Annotated in this window: 13 protein-coding genes and 1 riboswitch; of the genes, 12 read left to right on the top strand and 1 reads right to left on the bottom strand. The window is 69.1% G+C overall.

Translation table 11 applies throughout. The features are described from left to right. The first annotated feature begins 19 nt into the window (after nt 1–19). The 10 genes from hutU to AC1DSC_RS03145 all read left to right on the top strand — a co-directional run bounded on the left by hutU (nt 20) and on the right by AC1DSC_RS03145 (nt 10379). Nucleotides 20–1738 (top strand): urocanate hydratase, encoded by a 1719-nt coding sequence (gene hutU / locus AC1DSC_RS03190; RefSeq protein WP_436287097.1) that lies wholly within the window; start codon nt 20–22, stop codon nt 1736–1738. Between the two features lie 144 nt (nt 1739–1882). After that, complete coding sequence (locus AC1DSC_RS03185; RefSeq protein WP_436287098.1) at nt 1883–2617, top strand: IclR family transcriptional regulator; 735 nt, start codon at nt 1883–1885, stop codon at nt 2615–2617. 54 nt (nt 2618–2671) lie between these two features. Beyond that, nucleotides 2672–3412, top strand: coding sequence for a transporter substrate-binding domain-containing protein (locus tag AC1DSC_RS03180; RefSeq protein WP_012745326.1), 741 nt, complete (start codon nt 2672–2674; stop codon nt 3410–3412). Between the two features lie 110 nt (nt 3413–3522). Next, nucleotides 3523–4191: an amino acid ABC transporter permease gene (locus AC1DSC_RS03175; protein ID WP_028256542.1), complete on the top strand. Its 669-nt coding sequence runs from the start codon at nt 3523–3525 to the stop codon at nt 4189–4191. 151 nt (nt 4192–4342) lie between these two features. Then, complete coding sequence (locus AC1DSC_RS03170; RefSeq protein WP_018906645.1) at nt 4343–4915, top strand: HutD/Ves family protein; 573 nt, start codon at nt 4343–4345, stop codon at nt 4913–4915. 23 nt (nt 4916–4938) lie between these two features. Continuing rightward, on the top strand, nt 4939–6189 hold the full coding sequence (gene hutI, locus AC1DSC_RS03165; RefSeq protein WP_436287099.1) for an imidazolonepropionase: 1251 nt from the start codon (nt 4939–4941) through the stop codon (nt 6187–6189). Then, complete coding sequence (locus tag AC1DSC_RS03160; protein WP_436041991.1) at nt 6186–7595, top strand: formimidoylglutamate deiminase; 1410 nt, start codon at nt 6186–6188, stop codon at nt 7593–7595. Before hutI ends, AC1DSC_RS03160 begins: the two co-directional genes overlap by 4 nt. A gap of 6 nt (nt 7596–7601) precedes the next feature. Further along, a complete protein-coding gene (gene hutG, locus AC1DSC_RS03155; RefSeq protein WP_436287100.1) occupies nt 7602–8417 on the top strand; it encodes an N-formylglutamate deformylase in 816 nt (271 codons plus the stop codon). Nucleotides 8418–8465: 48 nt separating this feature from the next. Next, on the top strand, nt 8466–9512 hold the full coding sequence (locus AC1DSC_RS03150) for a homocysteine S-methyltransferase family protein (RefSeq protein WP_436287101.1): 1047 nt from the start codon (nt 8466–8468) through the stop codon (nt 9510–9512). A gap of 84 nt (nt 9513–9596) precedes the next feature. Beyond that, complete coding sequence (locus AC1DSC_RS03145) at nt 9597–10379, top strand: SH3 domain-containing protein (RefSeq protein ID WP_436287102.1); 783 nt, start codon at nt 9597–9599, stop codon at nt 10377–10379. Here AC1DSC_RS03145 and AC1DSC_RS03140 read toward each other — a convergent pair whose 3' ends face one another. Then, nucleotides 10380–11309: a LysR family transcriptional regulator gene (locus AC1DSC_RS03140; protein ID WP_012745334.1), complete on the bottom strand. Its 930-nt coding sequence runs from the start codon at nt 11307–11309 to the stop codon at nt 10380–10382. 98 nt (nt 11310–11407) lie between these two features. On the opposite strand from AC1DSC_RS03140, the gene AC1DSC_RS03135 reads away from it, so the two are divergent. Together AC1DSC_RS03135 and metH are read left to right on the top strand one after the other, a co-directional pair. Continuing rightward, complete coding sequence (locus tag AC1DSC_RS03135; protein ID WP_436287103.1) at nt 11408–11869, top strand: PACE efflux transporter; 462 nt, start codon at nt 11408–11410, stop codon at nt 11867–11869. 48 nt (nt 11870–11917) lie between these two features. Next, nucleotides 11918–12026: riboswitch (S-adenosyl-L-homocysteine riboswitch) on the top strand. A gap of 62 nt (nt 12027–12088) precedes the next feature. After that, nucleotides 12089–14803 carry a methionine synthase gene (gene metH, locus AC1DSC_RS03130; protein WP_436045201.1) on the top strand — a complete coding sequence of 905 codons (2715 nt, stop codon included), beginning with the start codon at nt 12089–12091 and terminating at the stop codon, nt 14801–14803. Nucleotides 14804–14818: the final 15 nt, after the last annotated feature.

Raw genomic sequence — 14818 nt, 5'->3', positions numbered from 1 at the left:
GAACAAGGAGAACCTCGCCATGAACGCACCTGAAAAGCTTCCTTTGCAAAACACCGACCCGCGCCACGACCCCACGCGCGTGATCCGCGCCCCGCGCGGCAGCACGCTCAACTGCAAGAGCTGGCTCACCGAGGCGCCGTTCCGCATGCTGCAGAACAACCTCGACGCCGAGGTGGCCGAGCGCCCGCAGGACCTCGTGGTGTACGGCGGCATCGGCCGCGCCGCGCGCAACTGGGCCTGCTACGACCAGATCCTCGCGTCGCTGAAAGAGCTGAACGACGACGAGACCTTGCTCATCCAGTCGGGCAAGCCGGTCGGCGTGTTCAAGACGCACGAGAACGCACCGCGCGTGCTGCTCGCCAATTCGAACCTCGTGCCCAAGTGGGCCAACTGGGAGCACTTCAACGAGCTCGACCGCCAGGGCCTCTTCATGTACGGCCAGATGACGGCCGGCAGCTGGATCTACATCGGCAGCCAGGGCATCGTGCAGGGCACCTTCGAGACCTTTGTCGAAGCCGGCCGCCAGCACTACAACAACAGCCTCGCGGGCAAGTGGATCCTCACGGCCGGCTTGGGCGGCATGGGCGGTGCGCAGCCGCTCGCGGCCACGCTCGCGGGCGCGGTGTCGCTCAACATCGAGTGCCAGCAGACCAGCATCGACTTCCGCCTGCGCACGCGCTATGTCGACAAGCAGGCGCGCGACATCGACCATGCGCTCGAGCTCATCCAGCAGCATTGCGACGCGAAGGAAGCCGTGTCGATCGCGCTGCTCGGCAACGCGGCCGACATCCTGCCCGAGCTCGTGAAGCGCGCCAAGGCCGGCGGCATCAAGCCCGACCTCGTGACCGACCAGACCTCCGCGCACGACCTCATCAACGGCTACCTGCCCTCGGGCTGGAGCGTTGCGCAATGGCAGGCCGCGATGAAGGACGTCTCGCAGCACGATGCGCTCAAGAAGGCCGCCGCCAAGTCGTGCGCCGTGCACGTGCAGGCCATGCTCGACTTCCAGGCCATGGGCATCCCCACGGTCGACTACGGCAACAACATCCGCCAGGTCGCCTTCGACGAGGGCGTGCAGAACGCCTTCGACTTCCCGGGCTTCGTGCCGGCCTACATCCGCCCGCTGTTCTGCGAAGGCAAGGGCCCGTTCCGCTGGGTGGCGCTCTCGGGCGACCCCGAGGACATCTACAAGACCGACGCCAAGATCAAGGAGCTGTTCCCCGAGAACACCCACACGCACCGCTGGCTCGACATGGCGCGCGAGCGCATCGCCTTCCAGGGCCTGCCGGCGCGCATCTGCTGGCTGGGCCTGGGCGAGCGCCACATCGCCGGCCTGGCCTTCAACGAGATGGTGAAGAACGGCGAGCTCAAGGCGCCCATCGTGATCGGCCGCGACCACCTCGACACCGGCTCGGTGGCGAGCCCCAACCGCGAAACCGAGGCCATGAAGGACGGCACCGATGCGGTGAGCGACTGGCCGCTGCTCAACGCGCTGCTCAACACCGCGGGCGGCGCCACCTGGGTCAGCCTGCACCATGGCGGCGGCGTGGGCATGGGCTATTCGCAGCACTCCGGCGTGGTGATCGTGTGCGACGGCACCGAGGCTGCCGCCAAGCGCATCGAACGCGTGCTCTGGAACGACCCGGCCACCGGCGTGATGCGCCATGCGGACGCGGGCTACGACATTGCCGTGGCCACGGCGAAGAAGCAGGGCCTCAATCTGCCGATGGTGCGCTGACCGGCGCATGAAACAGCGGTAAGCCAAAGGTAGAAAGAAAAAGCGCGCCCATTCCCACTCAGTGGGAATGAAGGCTTGGATGTGGGAACGGTGGGCAAGATACTGCACACCGCATCCACTTTCGACGCCCCGCGATTGGCCCAGATGACGTCCATGCCCGAAGCTTCCGCCCACAACGACCGCGCCCTGCGCGTGCTGTCGGTGCTGGCGCAGAGCAAGTCGGCGATGAGCGCGGCCGAACTCGCCGAAGCCACGGGCCTCGTCAAGAGCACGCTGTACCGGCAGATCGCGGTGCTGCGGCGCTGGGGCTTCGTGATGGAGACCGACGGACGCTATTCGCCCGGCCCCGTGAGCGTGCAGCTCGCGAGCGGCTTCGACGGCAACTCCGATCTCGTCATGGCCGCGCGCGCCGACATGCGCGCGCTCGCGCAGCAAAGCCATGAAAGCGTGGCGCTGGTCACGCTGGTCAACGACCGCGTCGTGTGCCTGGAGATGATCGACAGCGAGCAGTCGCTGCGCTGCTCGTTCGACCGCGGCCGCAGCGTGCCGGCGCGCGACGGCGCCAGCGCCAAATGCCTGCTGGCCCATTTGCCGCCCGATCAGCGCGACGCCCTGCTCGACAGCCTTGGCGACAACCCCGGCCGCCGCGCCGAGCGTGCCGCCGAGCTCGACGCGATCCGCGAGGCCGGCCATGCCGTGACCCATGGCGAGGTCGACGCGGGCGTCTGGGGCGCGAGCGCACCGGTGCTCGGCCCGGGCCGGCGGCTGCGCGGCGCGATCACGCTCATGGCGCCGCTCACGCGCGCCGGGGGCATGGAAGCTGCATGGGCCGCCCTCACCGTCGTCACCGCGGCGCGCATCTCGCGCGCGCTGCAATAGCCGATCGCTGCCTTTCTTTCCCTCTTTCTTTTTCAAACCCACGGAAGCCTTCACATGAACACCCGCCGTACCCTCGTTGCCGCCGCACTCTCCAGCCTCGCCTTCTTCGGCTTTGCCGCCACCGCGCAGGCGCAGGGCGAGCCGCTGCGCGTGGCCACCGACGCCACCTTCCCGCCGATGGAGTTCGTGGAGAACGGCAAGCGCACGGGCTTCGACGTGGAGCTGGTCGAGGCCATCGGCAAGACGCTGGGCCGCAAGATCGAATGGATCGACATCGACTTCAAGGGGCTCGTGCCGGGCCTCATTTCCAAGCGCTTCGACATGGCGGTTTCGGCCATCTACATCACCGACGAGCGCAGGAAGGTCGTCGACTTCACCGTGCCCTACTACGCGGGCGGCCTCGTGGTGATGGTGAAGGACGGCAACACGGCCATCAAGGCGCCGGCCGACATCAACGGCAAGAAGGTCAGCGTGCAGGTGGGCACCAAGTCGGTCGCCTACACCAAGGAGAAATTCCCGCAGGTGCAGCTGATGGAAGTCGAGAAGAACCAGGAGATGTTCAACCTCGTCGACATCGGCCGCGCCGATGCCGCCGTGACCGGCAAGCCCGCCGCCTACCAGTACGTGCGCACGCGCGGCGGCCTCAAGGTGCTGCCCGAGCAGATCACCACCGAGGAATACGGCATGGCCATCCGCAAGGACACGCCCGAACTCACCAAGGCGGTGAACGGCGCCATCGAGAAGCTCAAGGCCGACGGCACCTACGCGCAGATCGTCGCCAAGTGGTTCAAGTAATGTCAGCCCCCCGGCTTTTCACGCGCTGCGCGCGTGTAACTCCACCCCCCATGGGGGAGGCGCGGCCGGCTTGGGGCGGCCCGGCGCTCGGCCGCCGAAAAGGCTGACCCATGGATCTCGATTTTTCGCCGGTCTGGCAGGGCTGGCCCGACCTGCTGCGCGGCGCGCTGGTCACGGTGGAGATCACCGCCTGCGCGCTCGCGCTCGGCTGCGTGCTGGGCCTGCTGGTGGGCATCGGCCGGCTCAACCCGAAGCGGCGCTGGCTCTACGGCGCGTGCACGGCGTACGTGGCAGCGATCCGTGGCACGCCGCTGCTGGTGCAGCTTTTCATTTTGTTCTTCGGACTGCCGCACTTCGGCATCCTGCTGCCGGCCTTCCTGTGCGGCGTGCTGGGGCTCGGCGTGTATTCGGGTGCCTACGTGTCGGAGATCGTGCGTGGCGCGATCCAGTCGATCGACAAGGGCCAGACCATGGCGGCGCAGTCGCTGGGCATGACGCCCGGCACCGCGATGCGCGAGATCGTGCTGCCGCAGGCCGTGGTGCGCATGATTCCGCCGCTGGGCAACGAGTTCATTGCGCTCATCAAGAACTCGGCGCTGGTGTCTCTGTTGACGATCCACGACGTGATGCATGAAGGGCAGAAGATCATCAGCGTGTCGTACCGCTCGCTCGAGGTCTACCTGGCGATTGCGCTCGTGTATTTCGTGCTCACGGGCACGATGACGCTGGTCCTCAGGCACTTCGAGCAGAAGCTGCGCCAAGGCGGGTTGATGCGATGAGCGGCGCTGCATTCGCATTTGCATTTCTCCCTCCCCTCCCGGGGGAGGGCCGGGGTGGGGGCGCGACGGCCTTGCCCTTCGCACAGCGCTCGTTGGGCGCGGCCCCCATCCCAGCCTTCCCCCGGAAGGGGAAGGGGCAAGAGGACCGGTCATGAATAACGTGCAGCGCTTCTCTCGCAGCTCTCTTCCGGCCATGCCCTGGAAGAACGGCGGCGGCACCACGCAGGAGATCGCGAGCTGGCCGCAGGGCGCGGGGCTCGATGGCTTCGGCTGGCGCGCGAGCATCGCGACCATCGCGGCGGCCGGACCGTTCTCGACTTTCGCGGGCGTGGACCGCAGCATCATGCTGCTCGAAGGCGACGGCGTGCGGCTGTTCACGCACGACGGGCGCATCGAGCACCGGCTCGACGTGCCGCACCGGCCGTTCGCATTCAGCGGCGACGACGCGATCGACTGCACGCTGCTCGGCGGCGCATCGAACGACTTCAACATCATGACGCGCCATGGCCAGTGGCGCGCCGACGTGCAGGTGCTAGACCACGCATCGGCCGTCGAGGCCGCACCGCACGGCGTGCTGCTCGCGCTTGGCGGCGCATGGCGCCTGAACGGCGAGCCCTGCCGCGAGGGCGAAGGCCTGTACTGGACCGACAGTGCGCAGGCATGGCAGGCCGAGCCCGCGCAGGAAGGCGCGCGGCTGGCTGCGATCCGCATCGTGCCGGCGTAAGCTGTGCAAACACCAGACAAGACATGACATCCGCAAGCACATTCCCATCGGCCGACGGCCTTTGGACGGGGCTCCGCCTGGTGCCCGGCGCCGCGCCCGGCACAACCCCGGACGCCGACACCGAAGCCGCCATCGCGGTGGCCGAAGGCACGGTCCGCTGGGTCGGCGCACGCAGCGCCCTGCCGGCCGAGTTCGCAGGCCTGCCGCCGCACGATGGCCGCGGCGCGCTCGTCACGCCCGGCCTGGTCGATTGCCACACGCACCTGGTCTACGGCGGCCAGCGCGCCAACGAGTTCGCGATGCGGCTCGCGGGCGCCAGCTACGAAGAAGTGGCGAAGGCCGGCGGCGGCATCGTCTCGTCGGTGCGCGCCACGCGCGAGGCCGATGAAGACGCGCTCTTCGCGCAGGCCGCGCCGCGGCTCGAACAGCTGCTGGCCGACGGCGTCTGCGCGATCGAGATCAAGTCGGGCTATGGCCTGGCGCTCGAGCATGAGCGCAAGCAGCTGCGCGTGGCGCGGCGCCTGGGCGAGGCTTATGGCGTCACGGTGCGCACCACCTTCCTGGGCGCGCATGCGCTGCCGCCCGAGTACGCGGGCCGCAGCGGCGACTACATCGATCTCGTCTGCAATGAGATGCTGCCCGCGCTCGCGGCCGAGGGGCTGGTCGATGCGGTCGACGTGTTCTGCGAACGCATCGCCTTCACGCTCGCGGAAACCGAGCAGGTGTTCCAGGCCGCGAAGGCGCTGGGCCTGCCGGTCAAGCTGCATGCCGAGCAGCTCTCCGACATGGGCGGCGCCGCGCTCGCCGCGCGCTACGGCGCGCTCTCGTGCGACCACATCGAGCACCTGTCGGCCCAAGGCATCGAGGCCATGCGCCAATCAGGCACCGTGGCCGTGCTGCTGCCCGGCGCCTACTACACGCTGCGCGACACGCACCTGCCACCGATCGAGGCGCTGCGCGCGGCCGGCGTGCCGATGGCCGTGTCGACCGACCACAACCCCGGCACCTCGCCCGCGCTGAGCCTGCTGCTGATGATGAACATGGCCTGCACGCTGTTCCGCCTCACGGTGCCCGAGGCGCTGGCGGGCGTCACCGTGCATGCGGCGCGCGCGCTGGGCCTGCAGAAAACGCACGGCGCGATCGCCGAAGGCATGCCCGCCAACTTCGTGCTCTGGAACGTGCGCGACGCAGCCGAGCTCGCCTACTGGTTCGGCCAGCGCCCGGTGCGCACCGTCGTGCGCCAGGGCCGCATCGCCGTGGGAGCTGCCCAATGAACACGCTGTTCGCGGCCGATGCGCTGCTGCCCGGCGGATGGGCAAAGAACGTGCGGCTGTCGTGGAACGAGGCCGGCCAGCTCACGCAGGTGCAGCCCGCGGCCCCGCCGGCAGCGGGCGCGCAGGTGGCAAAAGGCCCCGTGATCCCCGGCATGCCCAACCTGCATTCGCATGCCTTCCAGCGTGCCTTCGCGGGACTCACCGAATACCGCGCCCAGCAGCAGGACAGTTTCTGGAGCTGGCGCACGCTGATGTACCGCTTTGCCGCGCGCCTCGGCCCGCAGCAGATGGAGGCCATCGCGACCTGGCTCTATGCCGAGATGCTCGAGGCGGGCTACACCAGCGTGTGCGAGTTCCAGTACGTGCACCACGATGCCGATGGCCGCCCCTATGCCGACGATGCGACGCTGAGCCTCGCGCTGCTGCGCGCCGCGAAGAAGGCCGGCATCGGTTTCACGCTCTTGCCCGTGCTCTACCAGGCCAGCGGCTTCGGCGGACTGCCGCCCAACGAGGGCCAGCGCCGCTTCATCCGCTCGACGGATTCGATGCTGCGCCTGCTCGACACCCTCAAGCCCGCATGCGAGGCGCAGGGTGCACCCGGACCGCAAGGCGGTCCTTCGGCCCGCCTGGGGCTCGCGCCGCATTCGCTGCGCGCCGTGCCGCCCGATGCGCTGCGCGAAGCCGTGGCGGGGCTCGAGGCCATCGACCCGGGCGCGCCGATCCACATCCACATCGCCGAACAGACCAAGGAGGTCGACGACTGCGTGGCCTGGAGCGGCCAGCGGCCCGTGGCCTGGCTGCTCGACCATGCGCCGGTCGATGCGCGCTGGTGCCTGGTGCATGCCACGCACATGGACGCGGCCGAATACGAGCGTGCCGCAAAGAGCGGCGCGGTCGCCGGCCTGTGCCCGACCACCGAGGCCAACCTGGGCGACGGCATCTTCGATTTTTCCGCCTGGCGCCACCACGGCGGCGCCTGGGGCCTGGGCTCCGACAGCCATGCCACGGTCAATGCCGCGGAAGAGCTGCTGATGCTCGAATACAGCCAGCGCCTGGCCTGGCGGCAGCGCAACGTCGGCGCCAGCGCGGCGCAGCCGCATGTGGCCACCGCGCTCACGCTCGAAGCGGTGCGCGGCGGCGCGCAGGCCTCGGGCCGGGCCATCGGCGGCCTGGCCGCGGGGCAGCAGGCCGACTTCGTCGTGCTCGATGCCGCGCAGCTTGCGCTGCAGGGCCTGCCGGCGCCCGACATGCTGTCGTCGCACGTCTTTGCGAGCCACCGCACCTCGGCCATCGACACCGTCTGGGTCGCGGGCCAGCCGCGCGTGGCGGCCGGCCGCCATGCCCTGCACGCCGAGGCCGCCGCCGCCTTCGTCGCGGCGCGCAGCCAGCTTCTCCTTGAAAATTAGAGTCCCATGAGCTTCACCACCACCGAACCCGCCTTCCGCTTCCGCCAGGGCACGCGTCCCTTGCTGATCTCCATGCCGCACGTCGGCACCTACGTGCCGCCCGCGCTCGCCGCCCGCCTGACCGACGAGGCGCGCCAGGTGCCCGACACCGACTGGCACCTCGAACGGCTCTACGACTTTGCCGACGAACTCGGCGCCTCGGTGCTCGTTGCCACGCATTCGCGCTACGTGGTCGACCTGAACCGCCCGCCGGATGGCGCCAGCCTCTACCCGGGCCAGAGCGTCACGGGCCTGTGCCCGGTCGACACCTTCGACGACACGCCGGTCTACGCGTCCGCCGACGACCTGCCCAACGACGCGGAAATCGCCGCGCGCCGCGACGCCATCTGGCAGCCCTACCACCGGCAGCTGCAGGCCGAGCTCGACCGCCTGAAGGCCGCGCACGGCACCATCGCGCTGTGGGACGCGCACTCGATCCGCTCGGTGCTGCCGCGCTTCTTCGAGGGCAAGCTGCCCGACCTGAACCTGGGCACCGGCAAGGGCAGCAGCTGCGATCCGGCGCTGGCCGCCACGCTGCTGGGCATTGCCGAATCGGCCACCGGCTACACGGGCGTGCTCAACGGCCGCTTCACCGGCGGCTACATCACGCGCCAGTACGGCAACCCCGCGGCCGGCGTGCACGCGGTGCAGCTGGAGATGACGCAGTCGAGCTACATGCAGGAGAAGCTGCCCTTCGACTACCTGCCCGAGGTCGCGGCCGGCGTGCAGCCGCATGTGCGGCGCATGATCGAGGCGGTGCTGGAATTCGTCGAACGCCGCTAAAGCACCGACGCCGGCCAGGGGCAGCCCCGCTTCCTACAATCGGGGGCTATGAAGCCCGTCATCTATACCCGCGGCCAGGCGCTTGCCGGCATCCTCGAAAAGCGCATCGCCATCCTCGATGGCGCGATGGGCACGATGATCCAGCGCTTCAAGCTCACCGAGGAGCAGTACCGCGGCGAGCGCTTCAAGGACTTCGAGCGCGACGTCAAGGGCAACAACGAGCTGCTCTCGCTGACGCGGCCCGACGTGATCCGCGACATCCACGAGGGCTACCTCGCGGCCGGCGCCGACCTGATCGAGACCAACACCTTCGGCGCGACCACCATCGCGCAGGAGGACTACAAGATGGCCCACCTCGCACGCGAGATGAACCTCGAATCGGCGAAGCTCGCGCGTGCGGCCTGCGACAAGTTCAGCACGCCGGACAAGCCGCGCTTCGTGGCCGGCGCCCTCGGCCCGACGCCCAAGACCGCGAGCATCAGCCCCGACGTGAACGACCCCGGCGCGCGCAACATCGACTTCGAGCAATTGCGCGCGGCCTACTACGAGCAGACCGAGGCATTGGTCGAGGGCGGTTCGGACCTGATCCTGGTCGAGACCATCTTCGACACGCTCAATGCCAAGGCCGCGCTGTTCGCGGTCGACGAGTATTTCGACAACAGCGGCCAGCGCCTGCCGCTGATCATCAGCGGCACCGTGACCGACGCCTCGGGCCGCATCCTGAGCGGCCAGACCGTCACCGCGTTCTGGCACAGCGTGCGCCATGCGCAGCCGCTGGCCATCGGGCTCAACTGCGCGCTGGGCGCGGCGCTGATGCGGCCCTACATCCAGGAACTGGCCAAGGTGGCGGGCGACACCTTCATCAGCTGCTATCCGAACGCGGGCCTGCCCAATCCGATGAGCGAGACCGGCTTCGACGAGACGCCCGACGTCACCTCGCGGCTGCTGCACGAGTTCGCGGCCGAAGGGCTGGTCAACATCGTGGGCGGCTGCTGCGGCACCACGCCGGACCATATCGCGGCCATCGGCAAAGCCGTGGCGCCGATGACAGGCCGGCTGTTGAACAACAACGGCTTCTACCGCGAAGCAGCCTGACCGGCGCCCGGCGCTGTCGCGCTCCCGGCTGATTGACGGCATCCGGGCCGCCGCCTAGGCTGGCGGCGCAAAGGAAGCCTCGTCATGAACAACAAACTCTCCATGCGCTGGATCGGCATCGGCGCCGTTGCGCTCGCCCTGCCGATGGCCGCCGCGGCGCAGCAGGCCTTCACGCGCGGCGCGGTCAACCTGCGGGCCGGGCCCTCGGGCGACTATCCGCTGGTGGCGCGGCTCGGCCCGGGCCAGCCGCTCGACGTGATCGGCTGTACCGGCGGCTACAGCTGGTGCGACGTGGTGCTGCCCGACGGCGGGCGCGGCTGGGTCTGGGCCCGGAGCCTGGACTACGCCTACCAGGAGCGGCGCGTGCCGCTGGCCAGCTACGCCGCGGTGATTGGCGTGCCCGTCGTCACCTTCGTGATCGGCAGCTACTGGGCCGACTACTACCGCGACCGGCCCTGGTACGGCGAGCGCCGCTGGTGGGGCGGCCGGCCGCCGCCGCCGCCGATGCCCGGCTGGCGTCCCCCGCCGCCGGTGCGGCCGGCCTGGCAGCCGAGGCCGTGGCCGGGCCCGGGGTTCAAGCCCGCGCCGGGGCCCGGCTTCCATCCGCAACCGGGACCGGGCTACCGCCCGCCACGGCCGGGGCCGGGCTATCGCCCGCCGGCCGACCCGGGCATCAAGCCGCCGCGGCCCCAGCCGGCCTTCCGGCCCGGACCGCCGCCCGGCCAGCCGCAGATGCATCCGGGCGGTGGCCGGCCCGGCGCCGGTGGCGGCGGACGCCCGCATGGCGGCGGTGAAGGCGGCGGCAGGGGTGGCGGCCACGGCCATGGTGGCGGTGGAAAGGGCGGTGGTCACGGCCACCGCGACTGATCAGCCCCGCGGATCGTCGGCGGCGGAAATGCCCGCCGCGGCCTGCCGGTCGCGCGCAATCAGCGCCACGAAGCGCTGCGCGCCGAGGCCCAGCGGCCGCTCGCGCGACCACACCACGTCGACCCACAGGTCGAGCCCGTTGCTGAGGTTCTCGAACGGAATCTCGACCAGCGCGCCGGCGGCCACGTGCGGCCTGGCGAAATTGCGCGGCAGCCAGCCCCAGCCAAGGCCGGCCGTGATCAGGCTCAGCGCGGCCAGCGCGTTGTCGGTGCGCCAGACGTGGCGCGCGAACACGAAGCGCGGGTCGCTGGTGGCGAGATCGCGCCCCGCCACCACGATCTGCCGGGTGTTCGTCAAGTGCTCCTCGCGCAGCCGCTCGCCGGCGGCCGCCAGCAGCACCGGGTGGCCGGGCGCCATCACGGCCACCATGGTGTCGCTGCCGACTTCCTGGAACCCCTCGCGCCCGTCGAGGCTCGGGCGCTCGAACACCAGCGCCAGCTGTGCGCGGCCGCTGTGCAGCAGCGCCAGCGCATCGGCCTGCGGCGCGGCCAGCACCTCGACCTGCAGCAGCGGATATTCCTCGGCCAGCGCGGCCAGCGGCCCGCTCCAGGGCGCGGCCAGCAGCTCGGGCGCAATGGCCAGCGTGAGGCGGTTTTCCAGGCCCTGCGTGAGCGCCAGGGCCTGCACCTGAAGCTGCTTCAGCTGCGCCGCCAGGAGGCGCGCCTGCGGCTCCAGCGAGCGGGCGGCGGCGGTCGGCTGCGGCTCGCGGCCGCTGCGGTCGAACAGCGGCAGGGCCAGTTCGGCCTCGAGGTTGGCAATGGCCATGCTGACGGCCGAGGGCACCTTGCGCAGCGCGCGCGCCGCGGCCGAGAAGGAGCCGTGGTCGATCACGGCCAGGAAGACCTCGACGTTGTCGCTGGAGAAAGCCATCGGCTGATCTATCAATAAAACTGAAACAAGTTGACTTTTTATATCAGCAAACAGCAAATAAAGTCCAGCCATCGTTTTCATTTGCCAGGGGAAAAGCCATGCAGGGGTTTCAGCGCCGCGTCGTCTACATCAGCCTTTACGAAGGCATCGCCATCGTGGCCGCAAGTGCCGGGCTGGCGCTGATGACCGACGCCGGGCTCGGCCATTCGGGCGTGCTCGCGGTGGCCGCCTCGGTCATCGCCGTGATCTGGAACCTGGTTTTCAACGCCCTGTTCGAGCGCTGGGAGTCGCGCCAGGCGGTGCGTGGGCGCAGCGTGCGCCGGCGCATGGCGCATGCCATCGGCTTCGAGGGCGGGTTGATCGCGGTGCTGGTGCCGCTGTTCGCCTGGGGCCTGGGCGTGACGCTGTGGCAGGCGCTGGTGATGGACCTGGGCCTGGTGGTGTTCTTCCTGGTCTACACCTTCGTCTTCAACTGGGGCTTCGACCGGGTGTTCGGGCTGCCGGCCTCGGCCGCGCCCGCCAAGGCCGGCTCGGCAGCGGCGGCCGGGCAGGGCGCCTGAACGCCCCTGGCGGCCGCGGCCCTTGTCGCAGCCGGTAAAATTGCGCTCCCTTCCAAGGAGCGTTGCAGCGGCGGCCCGCATCAAGAGGCCCGCCGTCAGGCTTGGAAGGCGCCCCGCCGGCCGGGGCGCAAGCCGCAACAAACGACGCTCACCTGACGTTTTTTCCTGCCCAGGTGAGCCCCCATGAGCGAAGAAGTTTCCACGCCCCGCGTCCCCCCGATGAAGCTGTCCGGCCTCGAGCCCGTGGCCATCGATGCCGGGTCGCTGTTCGTCAACATCGGTGAGCGCACCAACGTCACCGGCTCCAAGGCCTTCGCGCGGATGATCCTGAACGGCCAGTTCGAGGACGCCCTGGCCGTGGCGCGCCAGCAGGTGGAGAACGGCGCGCAGGTGATCGACATCAACATGGACGAGGCCATGCTCGACAGCAAGGCCGCCATGGTGCGCTTCCTGAACCTGATCGCCAGCGAGCCCGACATCGCGCGCGTGCCGGTGATGGTCGACAGCTCCAAGTGGGAGGTGATCGAGGCCGGCCTGCGCTGCATCCAGGGCAAGGGCATCGTCAACTCCATCTCCATGAAGGAAGGCGTCGACAAGTTCAAGCACGAGGCCAAGCTCGTGAGGCGCTACGGCGCCGCCGCGGTGGTGATGGCCTTCGACGAGAAAGGCCAGGCCGACACCTACCAGCGCAAGATCGAGATCTGCGAGCGCGCCTACCGCATCCTGGTGGACGAGGTGGGCTTTCCGCCCGAGGACATCATCTTCGACCCCAACATCTTCGCGATTGCCACCGGCATCGAGGAGCATGACAACTACGCGGTCGACTTCATCAATGCCGTGCGCTGGATCAAAGAGAACCTGCCAGGCGCCAAGGTGTCGGGCGGCGTGAGCAACGTGAGCTTCAGCTTCCGCGGCAACGACCCGGTGCGCGAAGCGATCCATACCGTGTTCCTGTACCACGCGATCCAGGCCGGCATGGACATGGGCATCGTCAATGCCGGCATGGTGGGCGTGTACGACGACCTCGAGCCCACGCTGCGCGAGCGCGTGGAAGACGTGGTGCTCAACCGCCGCCCCGATGCGGGAGAGCGCCTCGTCGAAGTGGCCGAGACCGCCAAGAGCGGCGCCAAGGACGACAGCAAGAAGCTCGAATGGCGCGGCACGCCGGAGCACCCGGTGCACGTCAACCAGCGCCTCTCGCACGCGATGGTGCACGGCATCACCGACTTCATCGTCGAGGACACCGAGGAGGCCTACCGGCAGATCCTTGCCAAGGGCGGGCGGCCGCTGCACGTGATCGAGGGGCCGCTGATGGACGGCATGAACATCGTGGGCGACCTGTTCGGCCAGGGCAAGATGTTCCTGCCGCAGGTGGTGAAGTCGGCGCGCGTGATGAAGTCGGCCGTGGCCCACCTCATTCCCTACATCGAGGAAGAAAAGCGCCAGGACGAGGCCGCGGGCCGCGACGTGCGCACCAAGGGCAAGATCATCATCGCCACCGTGAAGGGCGACGTGCACGACATCGGCAAGAACATCGTCACCGTCGTGCTCCAGTGCAACAACTTCGAAGTGGTGAACATGGGCGTGATGGTCCCGTGCCACGAGATCCTCGCCAAGGCGAAGGTCGAGGGCGCGGACATCGTGGGCCTGTCGGGCCTCATCACGCCGAGCCTCGAAGAAATGCAGTACGTGGCCGGCGAGATGCAGAAGGACGACCACTTCCGCATCCGGAAGATTCCGCTCCTAATCGGCGGCGCCACCACCAGCCGCGTGCACACCGCAGTCAAGATTGCGCCGCACTACGAAGGCCCGGTGGTCTACGTGCCCGACGCTTCCCGCAGCGTGAGCGTGGCGCAGAGCCTGCTGAGCGACCAGGCCACCGCGTACATCGACGAGATCAACGCCGACTACGAGAAGGTGCGCACGCAGCATGCCAACAAGAAGCAGGTGCCGCTGTGGCCGCTGGCCAAGGCGCGCGCCAACAAGACGCCGGTCGACTGGTCCGGCTACACGCCGCCGGTGCCCAAGTTCATTGGCCGGCGCCTGTTCAAGAACTTCGACCTGACCGAACTCGCGAAGTACATCGACTGGGGCCCGTTCTTCCAGACCTGGGATCTCGCGGGCCCGTTCCCGGCCATCCTGAAGGACGAAGTGGTCGGCACCGAGGCCGTGCGCGTGTACGCCGACGGCCAGCGCATGCTCAAGCGCCTGATCGAGGGCCGCTGGCTCAGCGCGAGCGGCGTGGTCGGCTTCTGGCCCGCCAACACGGTGAACGACGACGACATCGAGCTCTACACCGACGAGACGCGCAGCGAAGTCGCGCTCACCTGGTACGGCATGCGCCAGCAGACCGAGAAGCAGGTGATCGACGGCGTGATGCGCCCGAGCCGCTGCCTGGCCGACTTCGTCGCGCCCAAGGACAGCGGGCTGAAAGACTACGTGGGCGTGTTCGCAGTGACGGCGGGCCTGGGCGTCGAGAAGAAGGAGAAGTACTTCATCGACGACCTCGACGACTATTCCGCCATCATGCTCAAGGCGCTGGCCGACCGGCTGGCCGAGGCCTTTGCCGAATCGCTGCACCACCGCGCGCGCACCGACCTCTGGGGCTATGCGCCCGATGAGGGCCTCAGCAACGAGGACATGATCGCCGAGAAATACCGCGGCATCCGCCCCGCGCCTGGCTACCCGGCCTGCCCCGACCACAGCGTGAAGCGCCCGATGTTCGACCTTCTGGGTTGCGCGGACATTGGCATGACGCTGACCGAAAGCCTCGCTATGATGCCCGCCGCCAGCGTGAGCGGCTTCTACCTGAGCCATCCCGAGTCGACCTACTTCAACGTCGGCAAGATCGGGCACGACCAGTTGCAGGACCAGGCGGCGCGCCGCCGGACCAGCGAATCCGAACTCGAGCGCCTGCTGGCGCCGAACCTTTGAACCTGCCGGCCGGCG

This window comes from Variovorax sp. 01N425, from assembly GCF_056399465.1.
Note: the sequence above shows the minus strand (reverse complement) of the source record. Positions and strands in the feature narration are given on the sequence as shown.

Coding starts and splice junctions, on each gene's coding strand:
- hutU (WP_436287097.1), top strand. CDS start 20: ATGAACGCACCTGAAAAGCTTCCTTTGCAAAACACCGACCCGCGCCAC.
- AC1DSC_RS03185 (WP_436287098.1), top strand. CDS start 1,883: ATGACGTCCATGCCCGAAGCTTCCGCCCACAACGACCGCGCCCTGCGC.
- AC1DSC_RS03180 (WP_012745326.1), top strand. CDS start 2,672: ATGAACACCCGCCGTACCCTCGTTGCCGCCGCACTCTCCAGCCTCGCC.
- AC1DSC_RS03175 (WP_028256542.1), top strand. CDS start 3,523: ATGGATCTCGATTTTTCGCCGGTCTGGCAGGGCTGGCCCGACCTGCTG.
- AC1DSC_RS03170 (WP_018906645.1), top strand. CDS start 4,343: ATGAATAACGTGCAGCGCTTCTCTCGCAGCTCTCTTCCGGCCATGCCC.
- hutI (WP_436287099.1), top strand. CDS start 4,939: ATGACATCCGCAAGCACATTCCCATCGGCCGACGGCCTTTGGACGGGG.
- AC1DSC_RS03160 (WP_436041991.1), top strand. CDS start 6,186: ATGAACACGCTGTTCGCGGCCGATGCGCTGCTGCCCGGCGGATGGGCA.
- hutG (WP_436287100.1), top strand. CDS start 7,602: ATGAGCTTCACCACCACCGAACCCGCCTTCCGCTTCCGCCAGGGCACG.
- AC1DSC_RS03150 (WP_436287101.1), top strand. CDS start 8,466: ATGAAGCCCGTCATCTATACCCGCGGCCAGGCGCTTGCCGGCATCCTC.
- AC1DSC_RS03145 (WP_436287102.1), top strand. CDS start 9,597: ATGAACAACAAACTCTCCATGCGCTGGATCGGCATCGGCGCCGTTGCG.
- AC1DSC_RS03140 (WP_012745334.1), bottom strand. CDS start 11,309: ATGGCTTTCTCCAGCGACAACGTCGAGGTCTTCCTGGCCGTGATCGAC.
- AC1DSC_RS03135 (WP_436287103.1), top strand. CDS start 11,408: ATGCAGGGGTTTCAGCGCCGCGTCGTCTACATCAGCCTTTACGAAGGC.
- metH (WP_436045201.1), top strand. CDS start 12,089: ATGAAGCTGTCCGGCCTCGAGCCCGTGGCCATCGATGCCGGGTCGCTG.